Origin of the sequence: Cellulosilyticum lentocellum DSM 5427, assembly GCF_000178835.2 — a bacterium.
GTDB classification, from domain to species: domain Bacteria; phylum Bacillota; class Clostridia; order Lachnospirales; family Cellulosilyticaceae; genus Cellulosilyticum; species Cellulosilyticum lentocellum.
In genome coordinates, this window is sequence record NC_015275.1 from 346,327 (window position 1) to 361,835 (window position 15,509).

Consider the following 15,509-nt stretch of genomic DNA (forward strand, 5'->3'; position numbering starts at 1 on the left):
AAGTTGCTCTTATCACAAAAGAACTATCTAACTATTTTCAATAGCTAAAGGAGGCTCACTAGATGGAGGTAAAAAAGAGTCATAAACATAAGAAAGTATTTTTACCTGTACTCATTGTATTTTTAGCTTTATTATTATGTAGTATTTTAGCTGTAATTCTCTATTTTAATACAGCTAACGTTACACCAATAGCATCTACTAGCACGTTGGAAGATGCTATAACACCACCAAGCAAAGAGCCTGAAATACCTCCGGTTGTGGAGGATACGCTTATAGATAAACCATTACCTAATATCACTACTGATAAGTACATATTCTTATGTCCAGACGAATGGAAAGAGAAAATCTCCATAAAGTATTCTGATGATACTAAAGATGTAACGATATATCACAATTGTCCACCTGAATGTTGTGATCCTGTATATCCTCAACAATTAATGGGAATTGTTACTCTAACCACCAAAGAACTTGAAGAAGAAAAAGCTAGTTTTAAAAATCCAGATCAATTTCCAAAAAACCGCATAGTACTCCAGACTTCGGAGTTTACAATTATGTGGGTTCCTTCATTAACCAACGACCATAGCATTGAAAAGTACTCTGATGAACTTAGTGAAATGGGCAAATTAAGGCCTACTATTCATACATTCTTTAGTTTGAGAAATTAACTTCTACAATAAAACCCGTGTTAATGCACAAAGGTTGTGCATTAACACGGGCAATCAGACTACCATTTTAGAGTGAGAATACAAACATCATGCTAGGTGGGAAGAAAGCTAATTGTAAAATCAGAAATTTGAGATTAGAGTATCTTCCTCATAAACATTCCCATGGGTTGCTCAAACGGGGTACCATTAAGCAATAAGCCACCACAATCTACATAGCCAAGTTTTCGATAAAAATATTGAGTACTTTCATCTACTTGAGTAGAGAGAAGAAGCATTTTATCCCCCATAAAATTCAAATTTATAAGTCTATAAAACATTTATTTTTAATAGTTTATACTGTTTATCTGAATAGTTCAACCTTTGACTTTTCACAGTTTTTTTAGATTTACAGCATTTAAGTTGTGATGGCAAGGTAAGAAGTTTAAAATAAAATGTTTAAAAATGCATTTTAACATAATAATATGCAAAATATAATATAAATGCTTTGTTTTAAGTGTATAATTATGCTATAATCATAAATAATGAAAAGTCTAAATAATATGAGCAGTTAGGGGGTTATTGGGCTATCATGAATCTTAACTTTGGAGGATCGTGGTTAATGGAGAGTAAAAAGGTTTTAATTATTGGTTCAGGTCCTATTATTATAGGCCAAGCATGTGAGTTTGATTATTCAGGAACACAGGCATGTAAAGCGCTCAGAAAATTAGGACATCAAATTATCCTAGTTAATTCTAACCCAGCAACGATTATGACTGACCCAGGTATTGCAGACATTACTTACATCGAGCCTCTTAATGCAGAGCGCCTTGAAGAAATTATTGCTAAAGAACGTCCTGATTGGTTATTACCTAATTTAGGCGGACAATCAGGCCTTAACTTATGTTCAGAGCTTAATCAATTAGGCATTTTAAAAAAATATAATGTAGAGGTTATAGGCGTTCAAGTAGATGCCATTGAAAGAGGAGAAGACCGTGTTGAATTTAAAAAGACCATGGATAGCTTAGGTATTGAAATGGCTAGAAGTGAAGTGGCCTATACTGTTGAAGAAGCTTTAGCTATTGCAGAGCAGCTAGGTTATCCTGTAGTACTTAGACCAGCTTATACCATGGGAGGAGCAGGTGGCGGCTTAGTTTATAACACAGATGAGCTTAAAACCGTTTGTGCTAGAGGACTTCAGGCCAGTTTAGTGGGACAGGTCTTAGTAGAAGAATCTATTCTAGGCTGGGAAGAATTAGAATTAGAAGTTGTACGTGATGCTAAAGGGAATATGATTACAGTATGTTTTATTGAAAATATTGATCCATTAGGCGTACATACAGGTGACTCTTTTTGCTCAGCACCTATGTTAACTATTTCAGAGGATGTTCAAAAGGAATTGCAGCGTCAAGCTTATAAAATTGTAGAAGCGATAGAGGTCATAGGTGGTACTAATGTACAGTTTGCTCGCCATACAGAAACAGGACGTATTATTGTTATTGAGATTAACCCAAGAACCTCTCGTTCTTCAGCCTTAGCTTCTAAAGCAACAGGTTTTCCTATTGCCCTCGTATCAGCCATGCTAGCAACAGGACTTACTTTAGCGGATATTCCTTGTGGTAAATATGGGACTTTAGATAAATACAAACCAGATGGAGACTATGTGGTTATTAAATTTGCACGCTGGGCCTTTGAGAAGTTTAAAAATGCAGAGGATAAACTGGGTACACAAATGCGTGCTGTAGGAGAAGTCATGAGCATTGGTAAAACCTATAAGGAAGCTTTTCAAAAAGCCATTAGGAGCCTTGAAACAGGTCGCTATGGACTAGGCTTTGCTAAAGATTTTAATAAGCTATCTAAAAAAGAACTTTTAGCTCATCTTCATGTCCCCACTAGTGAAAGACAGTTCATCATGTATGAAGCCCTTAGAAAAGGGGCTACTGTAGAGGAACTCTTTAACCTTACCAAGATTAAACCTTATTTCATTGAGCAAATGAAAGAATTAGTAGAAGAAGAAAATGCTCTAATCGCTAGGAAAGGAGCTGTTCCAGAAAAAGAAATACTCCTTCAAGCTAAACAAGATGGTTTCTCAGATAAGTATTTAGCCAAGCTGCTAGAAGTGTCTGAAGAAGAGGTAAGAGCTAAACGCCTTGAATATGGCATTACAGAAGCTTGGGAAGGTGTTCATGTAAGTGGCACACCAGACTCGGCTTACTACTATTCTAGCTATCATATAAAAGATGAAACAAAGGTAAACACAGATAAACCTAAAATTATGATTTTAGGAAGTGGCCCTAATCGCATTGGTCAAGGGATTGAATTTGACTATTGCTGCGTACATGCAGCTACTGCACTTAAGGAGCTAGGCTTTGAAACCATTATGGTGAACTGTAATCCTGAGACTGTTTCAACAGATTATGATACTTCTGACAAACTTTATTTTGAGCCTCTTACCTTAGAAGATGTCTTAAGCATTCATGAAAAAGAAAAACCACTTGGCGTTATTGCACAGTTTGGCGGTCAAACACCTCTTAATTTAGCAGCTGATCTTAAAAAAGCAGGGGTTAATATTCTAGGTACGAGTCCAGAAACTATTGATTTTGCAGAAGATAGAGATTTATTTAGAGCCATGATGGAGAAACTAGAAATCCCTATGCCAGAGTCTGGAATGGCTGTGAATGTAGAGGAAGCCTTAGCTATTGCTAAGCGTATTGGTTATCCGGTAATGGTGAGACCTTCTTATGTATTAGGTGGTCGTGGCATGGAAGTGGTACATGATGCTGAAAGTCTTGAAGTCTACATGAAAGCTGCAGTAGGCGTGACACCAGATCGTCCAATCTTAATTGATCGATTTTTACATAATGCTATGGAGTGTGAGGCTGATGCCATAAGTGATGGAGAAAATGTTTTTGTACCAGCGGTTATGGAGCATATTGAGCTTGCGGGTATTCACTCAGGTGACTCTGCATGCATTCTGCCATCTCTCAATATTTCAGAAGAAAATGTGGCGATTATCAAAGACTATACTAAACGTATTGCTAAAGAAATGGGTGTTCGCGGCTTAATGAATATGCAGTATGCTATTGAAGATAACAAGGTATATGTCTTAGAAGCCAACCCACGTGCTTCTCGTACAGTACCATTAGTTTCAAAGGTATGTAATGTTCAGATGGTGAGGCTGGCAACAGAGATTATCACTAGTGAGATTACTCATAAACCATCACCTGTACCAGCACTAAGGGACAGGGTATTTAATCATCATGGCGTAAAAGAAGCTGTTTTCCCATTTAATATGTTCCATGAAGTCGATCCACTTCTAGGGCCTGAAATGCGCTCTACAGGTGAAGTGCTTGGTATGTCAGATAACTTTGGAGAAGCTTTTTATAAAGCTCAAGAAGCTACACAAACCAAGATTGCTTTGGAGGGAACAGTGCTTATTAGTGTCAATGATAGGGATAAAGCTGAAGTCGTAGAAATAGCCAGAGGCTTTGCTGAATGTGGCTTTAAGATTATTGCTACGAGAGGAACAGCAGACCTTTTAAAGGCTAATGGTATCCCAGCAGAAAAGATTTTTAAATTAAATCAAGGTCGTCCTAATATTTTAGATGCTATTACTAATAATGAAGTTCAAATCGTCATTAATACACCGAATGATAAAGTAGGAGCAGATGATGATAGCTACATTAGAAAAGCAGCTATTAGAAAACGCGTATTCTACGTAACGACTATGGCAGGTGCCAGAGCTACTGTAGAAGGGATCAAAGCCGTTAAAGCTGGCAAGGGGCGTACGATTAAATCTTTGCAAGAATTCCATAATGAAATTCAGTAAGATTAGGAATAAAGCATGCAAAAGCATCATGATAGTGAGGCTTTTGCGTGCTTTTATATTTTTAAAAGAATAAAAAAAGTATAAAGAATAAAGTTTGTACTATAGAAAAGATTTCTAATAGGGAGTATGATAAAGGCATAGAATAAGAAAGAAGACTCATATCTATGAGATATGTAGGAAAGGAGAAAATTATGTACGATGTCATTATCATTGGTGCAGGTACGGCTGGTTTGTCTGCATCAATCTATACGTCACGAGCAGGTAAGAGTACCTTACTTCTTGAAGGATATTTGCCTGGCGGACAAATTGTTAGTTCTAAAGAAATAGAAAATTACCCAGGGATTAAACATATATCGGGTGCTGACTTTGCATCTGCTCTCTATGAGCAAGCACTTTCATTAGGAGCAACCATTAAATATGAGAATGCCACCTCAATAGAAGGCTTTCCTGATAAAAAGGTTGTGAGAACAGATCAAGCTACTTATGAATGTAAAAGTATTATCATTGCAACAGGAGCCACCAAAAGAGCATTAGGCTTAGAACGAGAACAAGAATTAACAGGCTTAGGTGTATCCTATTGCGCTGTATGTGATGGTGCATTTTTCAAAGGAAAAGAAGTGGCAGTTGTAGGCGGTGGTAATACTGCTGTTGAAGATGCCATCTTTCTCTCTGCTTATTGTAAAAAGGTCTATCTTATTCATCGAAAGGATAGCTTTAGAGCAGAAACACGTTTAGTAGAAACACTGGAGGCTAGGGAAAATGTATCCTTCATCTTAGAAAGTGTTGTTACAAAGCTACATGGTGAAGGGCGTCTAGAAGGAATAGACATAAAAAGTAAATCAGGTGAAGAAACATTTTTACCCCTAGATGGCCTTTTTGTTGCAGTTGGGCAAATACCTGCTAATGACTTTTGTGCCAATATGGTAGCCTTAGACCCTGAAGGTTATATTATTGCTGGTGAAAACTGTAAAACAAATGCAGAGGGAATCTTTGTTGCTGGAGATTGTCGTACCAAAACCATACGTCAGTTAACAACAGCTTCTAGCGATGGTACTATTGCAGGCCTTGCTGCATGTGAATATATTGATAGCTTAACTCACTAAAGAGAAGAAGGCTACTACTAAAGCTAGTTCAACTAGTTTTGGAAGTAGCCTTTTGAGTGATTAAAGGAGGAAGAAGATGATCAGGGTAATGTTTGTATGTCACGGCAATATTTGTCGTTCACCTATGGCCGAGTTTGTAATGAGAGATATGGTGAATAAACGTGGGCTTAGTCAAGAATTCTACATAGCATCTTCAGCAACAAGCACAGAAGAAATAGGTAATGGTGTTCACTATGGAACGAAGCGTAAGTTAAAGGAATATAACATTTTAACTGATGGCAAGTGTGCAGTGCAGTTAACGAAAAAGGATTACAATGCGTATGATTATTTCTTAGGGATGGATAGTAGAAATATCACCAATATGCGTAGAATATTGGGTGATGATCCTAAGAAAAAAATCTATAGACTGCTAGACTTTTCTCCCTGTCCCAGAGATATTGCGGACCCATGGTATACAGGGGATTTTGACAGGACCTATGAAGATGTTTATGAAGGGTGTAGCGAGTTTTTAAGGTTTATTCTAGAAGAAAATAAAAAATGATAAGAGTAGGGATAGAGTAATAACAAAATTTAAAAAGGAGACTCAAAGATAGAAATCTTGAGTCTCCCTTTTAAATAAGAGAAGAAAGTTAGAATTACCAACTTAATGAGATTGTAATAGGATCATCACTATTATTAGTGAGGGTGGCCAATAAAAAGTAATCATATTGATTAAGTGTATTGTAGTCACTAGGATAAGTAAATTGATTACCAAGAGAGTAAGAATAAGCATTACCTTCATCCACCCAAGCTTTAAGGGCAGTTAGCGCTTCTTCTAAGTCTTTCTTTTTGGCAAGATCTTTAGTAATATTGTTGAATTTAAGGACATCCGATTTAATCATATCAAGGCACTGTTTGGTATGTTTTCTAAAATCATCTTGATTGATAGTCCAAGTAATACTATAGCTACCATCATTACTATGATCTTGTGCCTGACTGATGCTAACCTCAGTGAGGTTAGTCATTTGAGAAGCAGAAGGTTTTCGTTTACCAATTAGTGAAGTATTAGAAAAAAGATCAGGGTAGTTAACATACTTCCGAGAAATTTGGTCATTAGTAAAACCTATTTTAGACAAATAATTACGGCTAATAGCTTCATTAGGTATAGCTAAAAATTTACCGTTAGTATCTAGAGCATTAGAATTAGATAAATCAATAGCAAGAGTTGCATATCCCCAGAACATACCTTCACCGACTTTTAATGTACTGATAGTATAGCCGGATTTTTTTATGGAATAAGATGCTCTTGCCATAGCAGTACTAGCTAATTTTTCTTTTTCACTAGGCGTTAGGGCAATAGATTGTTTAGTAATATGAGAAAGATAGGGCTCTAGACCAGTCAATTGCTTAATGGCTTCTTGCTTTGCTTTATTAGAGGCATTAGCTTCGGTGGAGTACACAAGATCCTCTGTTCGTGTACAAGGAAAATCAACCTGGATACGTGTGATTTTTTCGCCTTTTCCTTTACAGGTATAGATAAATGCCCCATCATCTAGTTGAGGAATAAATTCTCTTAGTTGAATAGTAAAACTTTCATCAGCAAAGGTAGTCATTTCTAGGATTTCGTATCCTTCAGTAACCTTCTCAGTAATCCATAAGGGGAGCAGTTCATAAGGAGGTAACTTGGTAGTAATTTTTATTTTATCAATAGAAGGTGTGATAAAGTTGGGGGTAAGGCAAATACCCTTTAAGCGAGGTCCAAAGTCAGACCAACTACTAGGCAAGGTAAAACCAGGGATAGTAGAGGCATTTGGAAGAGAATCTTGTCCTGTAAATAACCAGAGTGAGCCATCTTTTAAAGTAACAAAGCCCATATAATTATTAAAGGTTAGATTAGCTACAGCACTAGAAAGCTGATAAGTCTCAAAGGGTTTAGAGGATTTAAGCGTATAAGTATAGGTCCATAGTGTACCATCCTTCTTGATATAGGTACAAGCATATTCTCTTGAAGGTGAAAGGGAAGGATTTAGCTTAGTAACATTAGTATCAATAGAAGTCGGTGATATTTTAGCTTCTTTAAAGTCAAATATGTCATAAAGCACACCATTTGTTTTTAGAACCATTGGAAAAGCACATTGGCTGACATTTTCAGTAATTTTATTAGGTTGACTTTGTGTATTCCAACACCAAAGCTCTTTATTAAGTGTGATAAATGTGAGATATTCATTAGCAACTTCATAAGAAATAACTTGATTTGAAAATTGAATAGGTGTTATATCTTTAAGATTTTTTCCGTCGTCTATAATGTCTATAAAAAGATTAGGGTAGCTCCATAAACTGCTATCTTTCTTCTGAAAAATAATAGCATCTGACACGAGTGCAAATGAAGAAACATCTGTCATTAATTGAGTGGGAGTGGAGTAATTCAGAAATTTTCCCCATACCCATAGAGAACCATTATTTTTTAAGATACCGAATATGCCATTGTTATAATGGACAGCTTGAACATCAGAGAGAATTTGTGTAGGTTGGATCTTTTGATGATTTGGATTAGACCAGTACCAAGCAGTACCATCTTTTTTGAGAAAAATACCAAATTGACCATTACCATCTACTTGTACAACATCTTTTGCAATAGCAGTTAATTCAAAGTTACCCACTTCAGTATAAACAGACCATAAGGAGCCATCAGCTTTAAGTAAAAGAGTAGCAGCATACGGTGTTTGGTTAAAAGAAGGTGTGACAGAAGAAGGGGTCTTGGCATAGAGGGTGAAAGAGCCTAGTAGAAATAATAGCAACCAGAGTGAAACATTCTTTAAACAGCACTTCGTATTTTTCATAGAACCTCCCAAATATAATAAATATATTGAATTTATTATACAATTTTCTATGGTGACGGTCAAATAGAGAAAGATTGGAGTTGTCTCAAATAGATGTTCTTAGATAGTAATTAATTGTAAATTCAGAAAATAGTGTGTTAATATAGAGAAGGAGTATATAAACAGAAAAGGGGATGTAGATGAAAGAAAAATTTTTATATGGGGAAGATCAGGTGACTAGCACAGCAGAGCCACTAAAAGAAGAACTGCTAAGGGAAGAAGCGCTACTAAGAGGGGAAAAGACATTAAGAGTAGAGGAATCTCTAAGAGAAGAGGAACTGCTAAGAGAAGAAGAGACATTAAGAGAGGACGAATCACTAAGGCAAGAAGAACCACTAAAAGAAGAACAACTCAATGAAGAGGTGGCAAGTACGCAAGAAATAACACTGGAAGACCAGCGAGCATTAAGAAAGCTTATGAAGAACAATATTGAGTGGGATATAAAAAAAATAGGTAGGGCCATGCTTAGTAATCTTGCAATCAGTGTTGTATTTGTGTGGGTATCAATGTTTATAATAGGCATAGTTTTTGGAACTGATAAGCTACTTAGTGAACAAGGCTATGGTAATGGTGGTATCATTATGGCATTTAATACACTCTTAACAATGCTTGTTGCCAATACACTACCTTTTATGAGATGTGCAAAGCAAATCCAAGTGAACTCAAAGGCCTTATTTAAAAAAGTAACCATGACTAAACAAGAGATGCTGACAAGTTTCCTTGCGGTATTAGGTTTAAATGCTATTGGAACCACGATTTATTTAGTTTTAGATTGGGGCCTGGGTTATTTTAATAGAAGTCTTAAAATAGATGAGATATTTATTTTTGATAGACTAGGAATAGAAACTATTATCTGGGGGATTTGTGTGATTATTGTTGCACCTATTACAGAAGAATATATGTTTCGTGGTGTATTACTGAATGGATTAAGGCGTTATGGGGAGCGTTTTGCCATTATCGTAACAAGTGTACTATTTGGTTTGATTCATGGCAATTTATATCAAGGAATAAGTGTCACTTTATTTGCTATGTTATTAGCTTATATAACCATCAAAAAAGAATCTATTTTACCAGCCATAGGTCTGCATATGGCTAATAACTTGTTTTCTGTGGTAATAAGTATACTTATTACTAATACAGGTGAAGTAGGAGGCATTATTAATGGTATATCATGGATTGTTTTATGCGTCGTTGGTATTATAATCTTAATTAAGAACAGAACAGTATATCGCACCATAACTAACGATGAGAAGTATAAAGGATTAAGACTAAAAGCTATTTGCAAGTCTATTTGTTTATGGCTAGTAGTAATATTGTATCTTTATACCATAGCTACTACGATTGTACCTGTATGACAAGTGATGTAAGCAAGGGGGATTGAGATTTGAAATTCATTTTAGAACAGTCAGATGAGTGGTCTGATGTGGAAATCAGGGTAAGGTGTGGCCAAATTGATAAATCTCTAGAAAAGCTCATTGAGCAAATTCGGTTGTATGGATTTTCCATCACCGGAGAGAAAGATGGAGAGACTTTTACTATTAATCTTGAGCAGATTTTTTATTTTGAGACTGTAGATAATAGAACCTATGCCTATTGTGAAGATAGTGTTTATGAATGTAAGCAAAAGCTTTATGAGCTAGAGGAGAGGCTAGGGACAATGAATTTTCAGCGCATTAGCCGCTCCTGCATCCTTAATATTTATAAGCTCTTAAGCATTAGAACCTTACTTAATGGTCGTGTGGAAGCAAAGCTAGAAAATGGAGAAAAGCTTATAGTGAATAGGCATTATGCAGAGAGTTTAAGGCAGAAGATAGAGGAGCAGGGGGTGTAGAAATGAATCAATTTAAGAAGTATTTAATGATAGATTGTTATGCATTCACAGCTGTTGTATTAGCTAATGCTATATTTCAAGCCTTAAACATAGCTAGTGAGGTTCCTATGAAGTATTCTCTTTATATCTTTTTGGTAAGTAGCGTCATAGCTTTTCTAATGTTTTTGACAGACCAATTTATAGTAAGTAATGGAATAGTAAAAGGGATTGTTCATATTTTAGATGTATTAGTCCCAGTTTTCCTTTCTAATATGTTACAAAGTGGGTTTCAGTTAAAGCTTATAGAAACACTTATTGTTATAGGATTTAGCCTTGCTATTTATGGTATTGTCTATTTAATGATGTATTTAAGCTATAGAGAAAAGGATGCAAAGCTTAATGAAAGTATTCAAAAAATGAGAGCCAAAAAGCAAAAAAGTTAATTGTATGCATTTGACTAGGCACTTTATGCACTTGACTTACAAAACCCACACAAGATAAAAAAAATTTCCTATACTATTAACAAATCAAAAAGTAAGGGGAGATTATGATGATAGCAATGATTATTTTGTTGGGAGTAATAGGTGTAGAAATCGCCTTAGGGATTTTAAGTGTTAAGAAGAAGTCACCGCTTTATACCACTAAGGCAAATGTAAGGCTAGCAGAGCTTTTGATATTTATTCTCTTAGTTATTAGTCCAATCATTAAATGGAGTTTTAGATGGTATGGCTTAGGTCTTATTCTCTTAATCCAAGCAATAATTGCTGTGTTTAAAGCATTAAAAAGTAAGAAGTTAACTATGATTACGAAAGGCAAAACAATAGCAAAGGTGGCATTAAAGAGTACTTTATTACTTTTTATGTTAGTGCCAGCTCTAGTATTTCCGCAAGATAATGAAATAGCTCCTACCGGGGATTACGGTGTAAAAACAGTAACTTATACTTGGACAGATGAGAGTAGAGATGAGACCTTTACTAAAGAGGCAGACCATAGAAGTATTACGGTTCAGTTTTGGTATCCTACCAAGGAAAAGGAAAGTGAAGAAAAAGCAGAAGATAAATTTCCTCTAGTTATTTTTTCTCATGGAGCCTTTGGCATAAGGGCTAGTAATACTTCTACTTATACAGAGCTAGCAAGCCATGGCTATGTGGTATGTAGCATTGACCACACTTATCATGCGACTTTTACGAAGCAAACAGATGGTAAAATGCTTTTATTTGATCAAGGCTTTATGAATGAAGTGAATAAACTTCTAATAGATGAAGCGGGACAAATGGGAGAGGAAAAATATGAAATGACCCAAGGGTGGCTTAAGCTTCGTACAGAAGATATGACTTTTTGTTTAAATCAAATTAAAAGTTTAGTAGAGTTACCTAGTGATAAAGATGAAGTCTTTAGTATGATTGACCTAGAGAAAATAGGCCTTATGGGACACTCCTTGGGTGGTGCAACAGCAGCAGATTTAGGACGTCGTGGTTTGGAGATTAAAGCAGTAGCTGTTATAGATGGGACTATGCTAGGAGAAGAAACGGGATTTGAGAATGGTCAGGAGCAAGTCACTACTGAGCCTTATCCGGTACCAATCCTGAATTTCTACAATGGTGAGTCTTATATAGAAATAAAAAACATTGAAGACATCTATCCGAATACCATTGCGTCAGCTAGTCAAAAGGATTCTTATCAAATAGCCATCATGAATGCAGGACATATGAACTTTACAGATTTACCAATGGTGGCACCTATACTTGCAAAAGCTTTAGGAACAAGTAGCGTTAATCCTAAAGCATGTATGAAATATGTAAATCAAACTATCCTTGAATTTTTTGATGGTTATTTAAAAGGAGAGCCTATTAATTTACCTAAAGAAGAAGTGATTACTATTAAATAGAAGGTTATAGGAAGTTTAAATTGAGATACGGATACTAAAACAAGAAAATGCTACTAGACTATCCTAGTAGCATAGACAAATATTGCATACCAATGCCTAGGACGATTAAGGCACCAACAATAATTTCAAATAATCTGAAGCGCTTACCTTGTGCTTTAGATACAGGTTTAAAGAGTAGAAACCATATACCCATGCCTAAGCAAACAAGATCACTAAGTGGAAGAGATAAGTTGGCATTAAAGAGATAAAACACTGCAAGTGAAAAGAAGAAAATAAGAGCGAACATAACAGGATGATTGTAGTCTAATTTGTACTGACTTTCTTTGATGGAAGCATTCACAGAAGTAGCTTTTAGTAGATCTGCAATCTCCTCTAAGTTTTCAAAGCCACATAAGCGAATGGTCTTAGTACTTGTTTGAATATTAATGTAAGCGATAGTACCTATCGCTTCTTTTTTTATGTAGAGTTTTTGGATGTGCTGAAACGCTATAGGATCTTCAGCTTTTTTCCCAGATCTTTGAAGAAAGTCAGGTCCTATGGTAAGGGTATTTTCTTTAACTTTCTTAAGCATGATTTTGCTAACAATGAGAAGTTCAATTTCAACAAAGGCAGTAATGCCTATGAAAATCCCGATAAATAAGGAGAGGTTATCAGTATCACCATCAGCAAATAATAATAGTGCTGCCATAAGGAAGATACCAATAGGGATAAAGATATACATACATAAATAAGTGCGCTTGGTTTTCTTAATAAATGCATCTGATATAGCATAGGCTTGTGAGTCCATTACGAATACTCCTTTCGGTACTAGAAAATATAAAAAGCAGTAAAGACTTTAAACTATTATAGCAATAAAGAGATAGTTGATTGAATAATTAATAAATTAATTATAACTGTTTAGATGTTAGCATGCATAGAAATTTGCTATAGATAACCAAAAGAAAAATTAATAAAGTGTATAAAAAAATAAAAAAATAATAATGAGAATCATTATTGACAATAAAGAGGTGATGTGGTAACATAATGTTAAGAAAAAAATAAATAATATTAAATAAAATAAAATTTTAAAAACACATAGAAAAGGGGATATAAATATGAAAAAAGAATTAGCTTTAGAACTTAACCGTTATCTCGCCAACATTGGCGTATCTTATGTAAAACTGCACAATCTGCACTGGAATATAGTAGGAAAGGATTTTAAGGCAGTTCACGAATATCTGGAGACTTTATATGATGGCTTTGCAGGTGTACTGGATAGCGTGGCAGAGTTATTAAAGATGAGTGACTGCACTCCTGCAGCTTCTATGAAAGAATATCTGGAATTAGCTTCCATTCAGGAACTAGCTTCTAAGAAAATCAAAACCACAGAAGCTCTGGCAATTGTTCTTTCTGATATAGAGATTCTTAAATCACAAGCTGAAAACATCCGTAAGGCTGCTGCATTAGATGATGAGTATGCTATCGTCAGTGCAATGGAGGATGACTTAAAGGAATACAGCAAGACAATTTGGTTCCTCAATGCCATGTCAAAATAATGGCTGATGGAAAGAAGCTCCGCTACTCTCAGCAGAGGGAAAGGATTTATGAGTACCTTCTATCTTCTAAGGAACATCATCCATCAGCGGAAATGGTGTATGATGCCTTGCGGAGTGAAATTCAAGGGCTAAGTCTTGGAACAGTGTATAGGAATCTAAGGCTACTGGAAGATTTGGGTAAAATAAGACGTGTGGCATCGCACCAAGGTATCGATCGCTATGATTCTTGCTGCAGCGACCATGTCCACTTCTTCTGTCAGAGTTGTGGCTACATTGAGAATGTTCCTAAGGCAGATATTGAGAAGATACGTGCCGCAGTACCTTTAGGCAGTAGTTACCAGTTGTTCAAGCTTGACCTTACACTTACCGGTCTGTGCTCTAAATGCACCATAAAAGAAATAACGAAAGAATAAAATACATATTATATTAAGTGCTTCAAAAGATAGGAACCATTAACTATCTATTTGAGGCACTTTTATGCGTCTTGGTTAATACAAAAAATTATGCATAACTAGAAAATTTATTGAATCTCCCATAAGGTTTAGATAGTATATTAATAAAGGGATAAAAATAGGCATATTTAGGGGGAAATGAAAATGAACTTATTATTGACATTAAATGAACTAGAGCTTTTAATAATGGCGTATTTAAGAATACAGCTTTATCCTATTACCATTAAAAGACTTGCAGAAGATATGGATAGGGATAAAGAAGCAGTTATTAATGCAATCCTCAATTTAAAAATTAACAATTATATTAAGCAAGCTGATATAGACATTGAAGAAAATATTTTTTGGAATAGTGATGAGGCTCGATATGAAACAAATGAAATAAAAAGGGCAGAGATAGATGAGTTTTTAGGATATCAGATAAAAAAGAATAGTGTTATCATCAAAGGGAATTACATCTGGTATGTGACCTATGGTGCCGATCTACTTTATGAAAAATTCTTACATTATATTAAAGGGGGAATTTGTCAATTTAATCATAAAGAGTATTATGGTTGCGTGAATCAAAAGGAACCTTTGGCAAGTCGAAATATCCTTATTCCTTATGAGGTATATATAGGAAACAGTAGTCCAAGTTGGAACTATAAGGGGGTTATGTTTCTAGATACCCATAAGTATGGTGAGACAATAGGTAGAATGTATCTTGTAACAGCAGAACAGTATGAAGAGATACGAGATCAAAAAGGCAGAAGTAGTGCTTGGTATGATAAGGAAGTAGAATTAGGAGAGTACTTAGGCGTTCCAATTAAAACTATAACCAGTAAAGAGAGGAAAGTAGTAAGCGTTGCTTCTTCAAAATATCAAAGGGTAGTGGAGGCAGGCATTAAAGAAGCTTATCCTGAGAAAAGTGAAGAAGAAGTGGCTATTTACCTAGAGAAAATTTTTACTTACCAAGTAGAGATTAATCATTCAGATGAAACCTTAAAAGCTAAGTGGCAAGAAGACTTAGCGGCGGCTAAAAAGTTGAGTGAAGAGGAAAGAGCTAAGCTTTTGCAGGGAGTACCTAAGAAGCCTAAAAGAATTATTACAACTACCACCTGCCTAGAATATAATCCTGTTGTCATAGCCACAAGACTAGCGCTAGCCAAAGGTAAGTGTGAGAAATGTGGGCAAGAGGCCCCTTTTATAAGTGCTTTAGATGGTATGCCTTATTTAGAGGTTCATCATATAAAGTCTATAGCAGAAGGTGGAGAAGATACGGTAGATAATACCATAGCTTTATGTCCAAACTGTCATAAAGAGATTCATTTCGGAAGGAAAATTTAAGATTAATTTAAGGAAGCTTCAGTATACTCAAGTGATAATAGGCAAATTGTTATTTTTCATGAATAAATGA

The 15,509-nt window shown here is 35.5% G+C and carries 14 protein-coding genes; 11 read left to right on the top strand and 3 right to left on the bottom strand.

Annotated features, from left to right (window positions below; genetic code table 11):
• Positions 1-62 precede the first annotated feature (62 nt).
• Positions 63-665, top strand: coding sequence for a hypothetical protein (locus tag CLOLE_RS01535; protein ID WP_013655315.1), 603 nt, complete (start codon positions 63-65; stop codon positions 663-665).
• 134 nt (positions 666-799) lie between these two features.
• Here CLOLE_RS01535 and CLOLE_RS23220 read toward each other — a convergent pair whose 3' ends face one another.
• On the bottom strand, positions 800-952 hold the full coding sequence (locus tag CLOLE_RS23220) for a hypothetical protein (RefSeq protein ID WP_162145056.1): 153 nt from the start codon (positions 950-952) through the stop codon (positions 800-802).
• A 311-nt stretch (positions 953-1,263) separates the two neighbouring features.
• Here CLOLE_RS23220 and carB point away from each other — a divergent pair, with 311 nt between their 5' ends.
• The 3 genes from carB to CLOLE_RS01555 all read left to right on the top strand — a co-directional run bounded on the left by carB (position 1,264) and on the right by CLOLE_RS01555 (position 6,114).
• Positions 1,264-4,470: a carbamoyl-phosphate synthase large subunit gene (gene carB, locus CLOLE_RS01545; RefSeq protein WP_013655316.1), complete on the top strand. Its 3,207-nt coding sequence runs from the start codon at positions 1,264-1,266 to the stop codon at positions 4,468-4,470.
• Positions 4,471-4,661: 191 nt separating this feature from the next.
• Positions 4,662-5,573 (top strand): thioredoxin-disulfide reductase, encoded by a 912-nt coding sequence (trxB, locus tag CLOLE_RS01550; RefSeq protein ID WP_013655317.1) that lies wholly within the window; start codon positions 4,662-4,664, stop codon positions 5,571-5,573.
• A gap of 76 nt (positions 5,574-5,649) precedes the next feature.
• Positions 5,650-6,114 (top strand): low molecular weight protein-tyrosine-phosphatase, encoded by a 465-nt coding sequence (locus CLOLE_RS01555; protein ID WP_013655318.1) that lies wholly within the window; start codon positions 5,650-5,652, stop codon positions 6,112-6,114.
• A gap of 94 nt (positions 6,115-6,208) precedes the next feature.
• On the opposite strand, the gene CLOLE_RS01560 is transcribed toward CLOLE_RS01555, so the two are convergent.
• A complete protein-coding gene (locus CLOLE_RS01560) occupies positions 6,209-8,392 on the bottom strand; it encodes an RCC1 domain-containing protein (RefSeq protein ID WP_013655319.1) in 2,184 nt (727 codons plus the stop codon).
• 179 nt (positions 8,393-8,571) lie between these two features.
• Here CLOLE_RS01560 and CLOLE_RS01565 point away from each other — a divergent pair, with 179 nt between their 5' ends.
• From CLOLE_RS01565 to CLOLE_RS01580, 4 genes are all read left to right on the top strand, one after another.
• Complete coding sequence (locus CLOLE_RS01565) at positions 8,572-9,786, top strand: CPBP family intramembrane glutamic endopeptidase (protein WP_013655320.1); 1,215 nt, start codon at positions 8,572-8,574, stop codon at positions 9,784-9,786.
• Positions 9,787-9,815: 29 nt separating this feature from the next.
• Complete coding sequence (locus CLOLE_RS01570; protein WP_013655321.1) at positions 9,816-10,262, top strand: LytTR family DNA-binding domain-containing protein; 447 nt, start codon at positions 9,816-9,818, stop codon at positions 10,260-10,262.
• A 2-nt stretch (positions 10,263-10,264) separates the two neighbouring features.
• Positions 10,265-10,684, top strand: a complete 420-nt coding sequence (locus tag CLOLE_RS01575; protein WP_013655322.1) for a DUF3021 family protein — start codon at positions 10,265-10,267, stop codon at positions 10,682-10,684.
• Positions 10,685-10,791: 107 nt separating this feature from the next.
• Positions 10,792-12,129: an alpha/beta hydrolase family protein gene (locus CLOLE_RS01580; protein WP_013655323.1), complete on the top strand. Its 1,338-nt coding sequence runs from the start codon at positions 10,792-10,794 to the stop codon at positions 12,127-12,129.
• A gap of 58 nt (positions 12,130-12,187) precedes the next feature.
• Here the strand turns inward: CLOLE_RS01580 and CLOLE_RS01585 are convergent, their stop codons facing one another.
• Positions 12,188-12,916 carry a hypothetical protein gene (locus CLOLE_RS01585; RefSeq protein WP_013655324.1) on the bottom strand — a complete coding sequence of 243 codons (729 nt, stop codon included), beginning with the start codon at positions 12,914-12,916 and terminating at the stop codon, positions 12,188-12,190.
• A 307-nt stretch (positions 12,917-13,223) separates the two neighbouring features.
• Here CLOLE_RS01585 and CLOLE_RS01590 point away from each other — a divergent pair, with 307 nt between their 5' ends.
• From CLOLE_RS01590 to CLOLE_RS23460, 3 genes are all read left to right on the top strand, one after another.
• Positions 13,224-13,664: a Dps family protein gene (locus CLOLE_RS01590; protein ID WP_013655325.1), complete on the top strand. Its 441-nt coding sequence runs from the start codon at positions 13,224-13,226 to the stop codon at positions 13,662-13,664.
• Complete coding sequence (locus tag CLOLE_RS24020) at positions 13,664-14,077, top strand: Fur family transcriptional regulator (protein WP_013655326.1); 414 nt, start codon at positions 13,664-13,666, stop codon at positions 14,075-14,077. The genes CLOLE_RS01590 and CLOLE_RS24020 overlap by 1 nt, the downstream gene beginning before the upstream one ends.
• 183 nt (positions 14,078-14,260) lie before the next feature.
• Positions 14,261-15,439, top strand: coding sequence for an HNH endonuclease (locus tag CLOLE_RS23460; protein ID WP_013655327.1), 1,179 nt, complete (start codon positions 14,261-14,263; stop codon positions 15,437-15,439).
• The last annotated feature ends 70 nt before the right edge of the window (positions 15,440-15,509 follow it).

Coding starts and splice junctions, on each gene's coding strand:
- CLOLE_RS01535 (WP_013655315.1), top strand. CDS start 63: ATGGAGGTAAAAAAGAGTCATAAACATAAGAAAGTATTTTTACCTGTA.
- CLOLE_RS23220 (WP_162145056.1), bottom strand. CDS start 952: ATGGGGGATAAAATGCTTCTTCTCTCTACTCAAGTAGATGAAAGTACT.
- carB (WP_013655316.1), top strand. CDS start 1,264: ATGGAGAGTAAAAAGGTTTTAATTATTGGTTCAGGTCCTATTATTATA.
- trxB (WP_013655317.1), top strand. CDS start 4,662: ATGTACGATGTCATTATCATTGGTGCAGGTACGGCTGGTTTGTCTGCA.
- CLOLE_RS01555 (WP_013655318.1), top strand. CDS start 5,650: ATGATCAGGGTAATGTTTGTATGTCACGGCAATATTTGTCGTTCACCT.
- CLOLE_RS01560 (WP_013655319.1), bottom strand. CDS start 8,392: ATGAAAAATACGAAGTGCTGTTTAAAGAATGTTTCACTCTGGTTGCTA.
- CLOLE_RS01565 (WP_013655320.1), top strand. CDS start 8,572: ATGAAAGAAAAATTTTTATATGGGGAAGATCAGGTGACTAGCACAGCA.
- CLOLE_RS01575 (WP_013655322.1), top strand. CDS start 10,265: ATGAATCAATTTAAGAAGTATTTAATGATAGATTGTTATGCATTCACA.
- CLOLE_RS01580 (WP_013655323.1), top strand. CDS start 10,792: ATGATAGCAATGATTATTTTGTTGGGAGTAATAGGTGTAGAAATCGCC.
- CLOLE_RS01585 (WP_013655324.1), bottom strand. CDS start 12,916: ATGGACTCACAAGCCTATGCTATATCAGATGCATTTATTAAGAAAACC.
- CLOLE_RS01590 (WP_013655325.1), top strand. CDS start 13,224: ATGAAAAAAGAATTAGCTTTAGAACTTAACCGTTATCTCGCCAACATT.
- CLOLE_RS24020 (WP_013655326.1), top strand. CDS start 13,664: ATGGCTGATGGAAAGAAGCTCCGCTACTCTCAGCAGAGGGAAAGGATT.
- CLOLE_RS23460 (WP_013655327.1), top strand. CDS start 14,261: ATGAACTTATTATTGACATTAAATGAACTAGAGCTTTTAATAATGGCG.